This is a genomic window from Streptomyces apricus (assembly GCF_008369065.1).
In the GTDB taxonomy this organism is placed as follows: Bacteria; Actinomycetota; Actinomycetes; order Streptomycetales; family Streptomycetaceae; genus Streptomyces; species Streptomyces apricus.
The window spans coordinates 1-8914 of record NZ_VDFC01000040.1; the positions used below are offsets into that span (position 1 = coordinate 1).

Consider the following 8914-nt stretch of genomic DNA (forward strand, 5'->3'; position numbering starts at 1 on the left):
GTACTTCGGCCACCACCAGACACTCAACTGGGCCCGCAAGATATCCGCCCTGGCCGCCGAGCACCCCGCCGTGACCTCCGGCGCGGCCCGCCTCTTCGTCCTGCCCGCCTTCCCGACCCTGGTCCCCGCCGCCGGCATCCTCGCGCCGTACGGCATCGCCCTCGGCGCCCAGGACATCGCCACCGAGGACACCGGCCCGTACACCGGCGAGGTCGGCGGCCCCCTCCTCAAGGAGATCGGCTGCCGCTACGCCGAGGTCGGCCACGCCGAGCGCCGCCGCCTGTACGGGGAGGGCGACACGGTCGTCGCGGCCAAGACGGCCGCCGCCCTGCGCAACGGCCTCACCCCGGTCCTGTGCATCGGCGAACTCGACCGCGGGACGCCCCGGGAGGCGGCCGAACGCACGGTCGCCGAGGCCGCCCGCCTGCTCCACGGCCTGGACGGCACCGTCGTCCTCGCCTACGAGCCCCAGTGGGCCATCGGCGCACCCGAGCCGGCCTCCGCCGACCACATCGCCACCGTGTGCACCGCCCTGCGGGAGTGGCTCGGCACCCGCCCGCAGCATGCCGGTTCCCAGGTCATCTACGGCGGCAGCGCGGGCCCCGGCCTGCTCACCCGCCTGGAGGGGACGGCGGACGGCCTCTTCCTGGGCCGCTTCGCCCACGACCCGGACAACGTCCGCGCGATCCTCGACGAGATCCGCGACGAGACGCGCACCCCGGCCCCCGCGGCGGTGGCGTGATGGCCTACGGCATCAGCACCTACGCCTACTTCTGGCGCTTCTCCGAGCGGGCGCCCCGGCCCATGACGCTCCCCGAGATGTTGCGCGACACCGCCGAGCTCGGCGGTCAGGTCTTCCAGATCTGCGACTACGCACCCGTCGAGTCCTACGACGCCGCGCAGCTGGCGGACGTGAAGGCCACCGCCGCCGACCTGGGCCTGACCCTGGAGCTCGGCACCCGCGGCGTCCGCCCCGCCCATCTGCTCAAGTACCTCGACCTGGCACGGCAGTTGGACGTCACCCTCGTACGCTCCATGCTCAACACGGCGGACCACCGGCCGGACACCGCCGAGGCGGTGGCCCTGCTGAAGGAGTCGGTGCCGCGCTTCGAGGACGCCGGCGTGACCCTGGGCCTGGAGACCTACGAGCAGGTGTCGACCGACGACCTGCTGGCTGTCGTACGCGGGGTCGACAGCGAGCGGCTCGGAGTCGTCCTCGACCCCGGCAACAGCGTCGCCCGCCTGGAACGCCCGGTGGACGTCGTGGCCGCCACCGCGCCGCACGTGGTCAACATCCACGTCAAGGACTTCGCCTTCACCCGCCGGGACGGCTGGGTCGGCTTCACCTACGCCGGCTGCCCCCTGGGCGAGGGCCTCCTGGACTACGACGCGATGATCGCCGCCGTACGGGCCGCCCGGCCGGACGCCGACGGGATCAACCAGATCGTGGAGCACTGGCTCCCGTGGCAGGACGAGGGCTTCGACGCCACCGCCCGGCTCGAACACCAGTGGACGCAGCACAGCATCAACACCCTTCTGAGGAGCGAGTAATGGCCACCGAGATCCAGACCCGGGTCGACGTCAAGACCGTCGCCGTCATCGGGGCCGCCGGCAAGATGGGCCAGCGCGTCTCCAACAACCTGGTCGAGAGCGACTTCCGGGTGCTCTTCAGCGAGGCCTCGCCCCAGGGCCAGGAGCTGATCCGCGGCCTCGGCCGCGAGCTGACCGGGTCCGCCGACGCCGTCGCCGAGGCCGACGTGGTCATCCTCGCCGTCCCCGACGTCGTCCTCGGCAAGGTCTCCGAGGAGCTCGTCCCGCTGATGAGGCCCGGCACGGTCGTCCTCACCCTGGACCCGGCCGCCGCCTACGCCGGCCTGCTCTTCAACCGGGACGACATCCACTACGCGTGCGCCCACCCCTGCCACCCGTCGGTGTTCCTGGAGCGCACCACCAAGGAGGAGTGGCAGGACACCTTCGGCGGCATCGCCGCCCCGCAGGAGGTCGTCGCCGCGTACGAGGGCGGCGACGAGGCCAAGCAGGAGCTGGCCGACTCCGTCATCCGCGTGATGTACGCGCCCGTGGTCGACGTCCACTGGGTCACCGTCAAGCAGCTCGCCGTCCTGGAGCCGACCCTCGTCGAGACCATCGCCTGCATGGTGGGCGCCCTGCTGACCGAGGCGCTGCACGAGACCGTGCACACCGTCGGCGTCCCGGAGAAGGCGGCCCGCGCGATGCTCCTGGGCCACACCCAGGTCGCCCTGGCCAACACCCTCAAGGGCTCCAACCCGTTCTCGGACGCCTGCCTGATCGCCATGGACTACGGCCGCGAGTCCATCGTGCGCGACGACTGGAAGAAGGTCTTCGAGGACGACGAGCTCGACAAGGTCATCACGCGCATGCTGAAGATCAAGGAGATCAGGCGCTGACCGCGCGCTGAGACCCCTGTTCCACCGAAGCCGATACCGGCCGCCTGACAGCCCGGTACCGGCTTCGGACGTATGCGCCTACACGCCTACGTACCCACGTGCCTACGCGCCCGTCTTGCCCGCCAGCTCCACGAGCGCGTCCGCCGCCGGGGCCGAGGAGGCCGGGTTCTGCCCGGTGATCAGCAGACCGTCCCGGACGACGTAGGGCGCCCAGTCCTCGCCCTTGGAGTAGATGCCGCCGAGCCGCTTGAGCTCGTCCTCGACGAGGAAGGGCACGACCTCGGTGAGCGCGACGCCCTCCTCCTCGGAGTCGGCGAACCCGGTGACCTCCTTGCCCCGCACCAGCGGCGTACCGTCCTCGTTCACCGCGTGGCGCAGGACGCCGGGGGCGTGGCAGACCAGCGCGAGCGGCTTGCCCGCGCGCAGGGTCGTCTCGATCAGCCGCTTGGAGTGGGCGTCCTCGGCCAGGTCCCACAGCGGGCCGTGGCCGCCGGGGTAGAAGACCGTGTCGAAGGCGTCGGCCGAGACCGAGTCCAGGCGCACGGTGTCGGAGAGGGCCGCGGTCGCCTCCTCGTCGGCCTCGAACCGGCGGGTCAGATCGGTCTGGAAGTCGGGCTCGTTGCTCTTGGGGTCCAGCGGCGGGCAGCCGCCCGCGGGGGAGGCGAGCGTGATCTCCCAGCCGGCCTCCTTGAAGCGGTAGTAGGGCGCGGCCAGCTCCTCCAGCCAGAAGCCGGTCTTGCGGCCGGTGTCGCCGAGTTCGTCGTGCGAGGTGAGAACGACAAGAACCTTCATGTCTGCGTGCTCCTGAGGTGGGTGGACCGGTCGTCCGGAGGGGTACCCCCCGGGTGCTTCCTAAGCGCGTGCGGTGCTCCGTATGCCGTAACCGTAACGCATCATTAGACCGGTCGTCTAGAAGGGTGTGAGCCGGGCGGCCGTCTCCCGGCCGGAGGGCTCCCGAGCCGTCCCGCTAGGATCCGGGGCATGCCGCTGACCATGCAGGACGTGGACCGGTTCGAGAGCCTCAGGCCCCGGCTGGAGGCCATCGCGTACCGCCTGCTGGGGTCCGCGGGCGAGGCCGAGGACGTCGTGCAGGAGACCTTCCTGCGATGGCAGGCGGCCGACACCGAGCGCATCGAGGTCCTGGAGGCCTGGCTGACGAAGGTGCTCACGAACCTGTGCCTCAACCAGCTGACGTCGGCCCGCGCGCGGCGCGAGCGGTATGTGGGCCAGTGGCTTCCCGAGCCGCTGCTCGAAGGGGACGCGATGCTCGGCCCCGCCGGCACCGCCGAGCAGCGCGAGTCGGTCTCGTACGCCGTCCTGACCCTCATGGAGCGGCTGGCCCCCGCCGAACGCGCGGTGTACGTGCTGCGGGAGGCCTTCGACTACCCGCACCGGGAGGTCGCCGGGATCCTCGGCATCACGGAGGCCGCCAGCCAGCAGCTCCTCCACCGCGCCAGGAAGCACCTCGCGGAGGGCAGGGCCCGCACCGAGATCGACCGGGCCTCCGCCCGGCGGATCGTGGAGGAGTTCCTGTCGGCCGCGACCACGGGCAGGACCGAACCCCTCGTACGGCTGCTCACCGCCGACGCCGTCTCGATCGGTGACGGCGGCGGCAAGGTCCCGGCCCGCACCACGCCGTTCCGGGGCGCCCTCGCGGTCGCGAAGTTCATGCGGGGCCTGTTCAAGCCGGCGCGCTCCAAGCGCGCCCTGGTCGGCGGCTCGCCCGCGATCTACGCCTCGACCGCCAACGGCGACCCCGCCGTGGTGGCGGTCGTCGACGGCCGGGTCGTCGGCGTCGTGTGCCTGGAGGTCACCGCCGACGGCATCGCCGCGTTCCGCGCCCAGGCCAACCCGGACAAGCTCGAACGGGCGACCGAGGTGTGGGCGGCGGCCGACCGCGGGGAGCCCCTGTTCCACGCCTTCTGACCGCCGTGCGGGCGCCGTCGGCGGGCCCCGCACGGTGGTGTGATCCGCTTCACACGAGGTTCCTGTCAGGAAACGGCGTGCTGCCCGGTTCAAGGGCCGACACCGCGCTCGACACGGGGCGGACCCGCGCAGACAGGAGCCTTCACATGCAGCAGCACCGCATCATCGTCCTCGGCGCCGGATACACCGGAGCCATCGCGGCCGGCCGCCTCGCCAGGCGGCTGCACCGCGACGAGGTCGCCATCACCCTCGTCAACGCCGAACCCGACTTCGTCGAGCGCGTCCGGATGCACCAGCTCGCGGCCGGCCAGGACCTGAGGCCCAGGCCGCTGCGCGAGATGCTCGCCGGCACCGGCGTCGTGCTGAAGCTCGCCACGGTCACCGGCGTCGACGTCGAGGGCCGGACCGTCACCGTCGAGCCGGACGGCGGCACCGGGGCGGACCCCGCCGCCACCGAGCAACTCCCTTACGACACCCTCGTGTACGCCCTCGGCAGCGGCTGGGACGACGGGGGAGTCCCCGGCGCCGCCGAGCACGCCCACCAGATCGCGAGCCGGCCCGGGGCGCTCCGGCTGCGCGAGCGGCTGGCCGGTCCGGACGCCGCGCAGCCCGTGGTCGTGGTCGGCGGCGGTCTCACCGGGCTGGAGGCCGCCACCGAGCTGGCCGAGACCCGTCCGGACCTCGCGGTCGCCCTCGTCGCCCGCGGCGCGCTCGGCGACTGGCTCTCGGAGAAGGGTCGCAGGCACCTGCGCAAGGTCGTCGACGGGCTCGGCATCACCGTGCACGAGCAGACCGTCGTCACCCGCGTCGAGGCCGACCGCGTCATCACCGGGGACGGCCGCGACATCCCCTCCGCGGTCACCGTGTGGACGACCGGGTTCGCCGTCCACCCGCTCGCGCGGGCCACCGCCCTGGAGACCACCGCCACGGGCCGGATCGTGGTCGACGACAGCATGCGCTCGGTTTCGCACCCGGACGTGTACGTGGTGGGCGACGCCGCCCTCGCGACGGGTCCCGGCGGCAAGCCGCTGCGGATGTCCTGCGCCTCGGGCACCCCCGCCGCCTGGCACGCCGCCGACGTCATCGCGGCGCGCCTGACCGGCGGGGGGCTCCCGGCCTCGAAGATCCGCTACTACAACCAGTGTGTGTCGCTCGGCCGTTCGGAGGGCCTGATCCAGTTCGTCACCGCGGACGACCGGGCCGTCGACGCGGCCCTGACCGGCCGACTCGCCGCGTTCTACAAGGAGTTGGTCTGCAAGGGCGCGGTCTGGGGCGTGGCGAACCCCACCCTCGGCCTGCCGGCCCGCCGCCGCCGGATCGCGGACGCCGCGCCCCGCACGGACCGGACCGCCACCGGGACGCCGGCCTGACGGACCCGCGGGCGCACCGGTAGTGACCCGCTTCCGGGAAGGATGCGGGTCACCAGCGGGCGGCCGAAAACGTGTGGCGGCCGTGCGGAACCCGCAGCAAGCAATGGTCAATTCAAGCCGTTGTATTGTCACATCCATGACAAGGCTGTGTGCCTGGTGTCACTCTGCTGTCGAACGTTCACCCTTCATTCACGCCGTCACACCCCCCACTCACACATCCCCCGCACACCCACGTCTCACGCGTCGCCGAGTTCTCCGGCGCTCTCTTCCGTGTGCCACCTCGTGCTGCGCTCTCTCCCGCCCCACCCCCCTGTCGTGGTCCGGCCGCACCAGGCCGGCCCGCTCACCGCCGGCTCCCACCAGGAGCCGGCCGTCGCTGGAGGAGAAGACATTGTCCCGGCACCACCGCTCCGCCCGCCGTCACAGACACACCGCGGTCCTGGCCCTCACGACCGCGAGCTCGCTGCTCGTCCTCGGAGTCCAGGGCGGACCCGCCTCCGCCGCGCCCGCCGACCCCGGCCCCTCGAAGATCGTGGCCACCCCGCGGGCCGGCGCCGCCCAGCCCGCCCTGTCGCCCGCCGCGCGCACCGCGCTCATCAGGAGCGCCACCGCCGACGCCGGTGACACCGCCAAGGACCTGCGGCTCGGCGCCAAGGAGAAGCTGCTCGTCAAGGACGTCCTCAAGGACGCCGACGGCACGACGCACACCCGGTACGAGCGCACCTACGCGGGGCTCCCGGTCCTCGGCGGCGACCTCGTGGTGCACGAGAAGAAGAACGGCACCAGCACCACCACCAAGGGCACCCGCGCCACCATCACGGTGGCGACCACCACGCCGAAGATCGCCGCGGACCGCGCCGCCGACAAGGCGCTGGCGCTGGGCAAGGCGGCCGACGTGGAGAAGACGGAGGTCGAGGGCAAGCCCCGGCTGGTCGTCTGGGCCGCAGAGGGCAAGCCGGTGCTGGCCTGGGAGTCCGTCGTCGAGGGGGTCCAGGAGGACGGCACGCCGAGCGAGCTCCACGTCGTCACCGACGCGAGCACCGGGAAGGTCGCCGCGCAGTACGAGGGCGTGCACACCGGGACGGGCCACGGCCAGTACAACGGCGAGGTCTCCGTCGGCAGCACGCAGTCCGGTTCGTCGTACCAGCTCGTCGACGGCGACCGCGCCGGGCAGCGCACGTACGACCTGAACCAGGGGACGTCCGGCACGGGCACACTGTTTACCGATGACAACGATGTCTGGGGCGACGGCACGCCGGGCAACCGGCAGACCGCCGGGGTGGACGTCGCCTTCGGCGCCGCGGCGACCTGGGACTACTACAAGAACGTCCACAACCGCAACGGCATCCGCAACGACGGCGTGGCCGCCTACAGCCGCGCCCACTACGGCAACAACTACGTCAACGCCTTCTGGCAGGACTCCTGCTTCTGCATGACGTACGGCGACGGCGCGGGCAACGCGGCGCCGCTCACCTCGCTGGACGTGGCGGCCCACGAGATGAGCCACGGCGTCACGGCCGCCACCGCCAACCTGACGTACTCGGGGGAGTCGGGCGGCCTCAACGAGGCGACCTCGGACATCTTCGCCGCGGCCGTGGAGTTCGACGCGGACCTGACGGCGGACGTCCCCGACTACCTGGTCGGCGAGAAGATCGACATCAACGGCGACGGCACGCCGCTGCGCTACATGGACAAGCCCTCCAAGGACAGCCGCTCCCGTGACTACTGGGACGCCTCGCTGGGCAGCATCGACGTCCACTACTCCTCCGGTCCCGCGAACCACTTCTTCTACCTGCTGTCCGAGGGCAGCGGGGCGAAGACCGTCAACGGCGTCGACTACGACAGCCCGACCGTGGACGGCGTGCCGGTGACGGGCATCGGCATCGAGAACGCGGCCGACATCTGGTACCGCGCGCTGTCGACGTACATGACCTCGTCGACCAACTACGCGGGCGCCAGGGTCGCCACCCTGCAGGCCGCGAGCGACCTCTTCGGGGCCTACAGCGACACCTACCTCGCCGTCGCCGCCGCCTGGGCCGGCATCAACGTGGGCGACCGCATCGCGGTCGGCACCAACGTCGCCCCGATCGGCGACCAGCTCTCCGGCGTCGGCCAGGACGTGTCCCTGCAGGTCGAGGCCTACACCACGAACTCGGACGCGACCCTCGCCTACGAGGCCACCGGGCTGCCCGACGGGCTGACCCTGAGCGACAGCGGGCTGATCTCCGGGGTGCCGACCACCACCGGCACCAGCGAGGTGACCGTCACGGTCACCGACAGCACGGGCTCCAGCGTGTCGGAGACCTTCGAGTGGCGGGTGGCGCTCATCTACGCCAACTCCACCCGCGTCGACATCCCCGACAACGGTGCCGCGGTCGAGTCGCCCGTCACCATCACGGGCCGCCCGGGCAACGCCTCGGCGACCACGGAGGTCTACGTCAAGATCGTCCACACCTACCGGGGCGACCTGACGGTCGACCTGGTGGGCCCCGACGGAACCGTGTACTCGCTGCTGAACCGCAGCGGGGGCTCGGCCGACAACGTCGACCAGACCTTCACGGTGAACGCCTCCGCGCAGCCGGTCGAGGGCACCTGGAAGCTGCGGGTGCGCGACGTCGCGGCGATCGACGTGGGCTACATCCAGCAGTGGCGGATCACCCCCTGACACCGCCCTGCCCGTAGGCCGGTAGGCCTGTAGATCGGTTAGATCGGTCGACCCGTCGGTCCCACCGATCGCCCGCCCGCCCGGACCGCGCCACGGTCCGGGCGGGCGTCGGCGTGTACGGGGCGGGGGCTCATGCGGTGACGTGCGCCTCGGCGAAGTCCCAGACCACCGGCAGGAGTCGCTCCGGCGTCTCGGCCTGCGGCAGGTGGCCCGTGCCCTCCATCAGGAGGAACTCCGCCCCGGGTACGGCCTGTGCGTACGCGCGTCCGTAGTCGGCGTCCACGACCCGGTCGCTCGCGCCCCAGGCGACCAGGGTCGGGTGCCCGACACCGGCCAGGCGCTCGCCGAGCGTGGGGTCGGCCATGGCGTGCGGACCCGCATAGACCTCCAGGGCGGCGCGGTTGGCGGCCATGACCGCGCGCTGCTCCTCGGAGAGCGCGCCGAGGTCGAGGCGGAACTTCGAGGGGTCGTGCCAGGAGAGGCGAGCCAGCTCGGCGGGGGTGAGGGAGAAGGTGTCGGCCACGAGG

At 72.2% G+C, this 8914-nt stretch carries 8 protein-coding genes; 6 read left to right on the forward strand and 2 right to left on the reverse strand.

Annotated elements, in window-relative coordinates; all coding sequences use genetic code 11:
- The 3 genes from FGF04_RS12925 to FGF04_RS12935 form a co-directional block, all read left to right on the forward strand.
- Positions 1-742 (forward strand): triose-phosphate isomerase (locus FGF04_RS12925; protein ID WP_149511458.1); only part of this gene is annotated, 742 nt, incomplete at its 5' end.
- The gene (locus FGF04_RS12930; RefSeq protein ID WP_149511459.1) at positions 742-1551 is read left to right on the forward strand and encodes a sugar phosphate isomerase/epimerase family protein; all 810 of its coding nucleotides are present in this window, start codon (positions 742-744) and stop codon (positions 1549-1551) included. The genes FGF04_RS12925 and FGF04_RS12930, both read left to right, overlap by 1 nt.
- Entirely contained in the window at positions 1551-2426 is an 876-nt protein-coding gene (locus tag FGF04_RS12935) for a phosphogluconate dehydrogenase C-terminal domain-containing protein (protein WP_149511460.1), read from the forward strand. The genes FGF04_RS12930 and FGF04_RS12935 overlap by 1 nt, the downstream gene beginning before the upstream one ends.
- A gap of 102 nt (positions 2427-2528) precedes the next feature.
- Here FGF04_RS12935 and FGF04_RS12940 read toward each other — a convergent pair whose 3' ends face one another.
- Positions 2529-3218: a type 1 glutamine amidotransferase domain-containing protein gene (locus FGF04_RS12940; RefSeq protein ID WP_149511461.1), complete on the reverse strand. Its 690-nt coding sequence runs from the start codon at positions 3216-3218 to the stop codon at positions 2529-2531.
- A gap of 189 nt (positions 3219-3407) precedes the next feature.
- Here FGF04_RS12940 and FGF04_RS12945 point away from each other — a divergent pair, with 189 nt between their 5' ends.
- The 3 genes from FGF04_RS12945 (at position 3408) to FGF04_RS12955 (ending at position 8387) form a co-directional block, all read left to right on the forward strand.
- Entirely contained in the window at positions 3408-4352 is a 945-nt protein-coding gene (locus FGF04_RS12945; RefSeq protein ID WP_149511462.1) for an RNA polymerase sigma-70 factor, read from the forward strand.
- A gap of 146 nt (positions 4353-4498) precedes the next feature.
- On the forward strand, positions 4499-5722 hold the full coding sequence (locus tag FGF04_RS12950; protein ID WP_149511463.1) for an NAD(P)/FAD-dependent oxidoreductase: 1224 nt from the start codon (positions 4499-4501) through the stop codon (positions 5720-5722).
- Between the two features lie 391 nt (positions 5723-6113).
- Positions 6114-8387, forward strand: a complete 2274-nt coding sequence (locus FGF04_RS12955) for a M4 family metallopeptidase (RefSeq protein WP_149511464.1) — start codon at positions 6114-6116, stop codon at positions 8385-8387.
- Positions 8388-8517: 130 nt separating this feature from the next.
- Here FGF04_RS12955 and FGF04_RS12960 read toward each other — a convergent pair.
- Positions 8518-8914: alpha/beta fold hydrolase (locus FGF04_RS12960; protein ID WP_328596292.1), on the reverse strand; the 397-nt coding region annotated here is incomplete at its 5' end.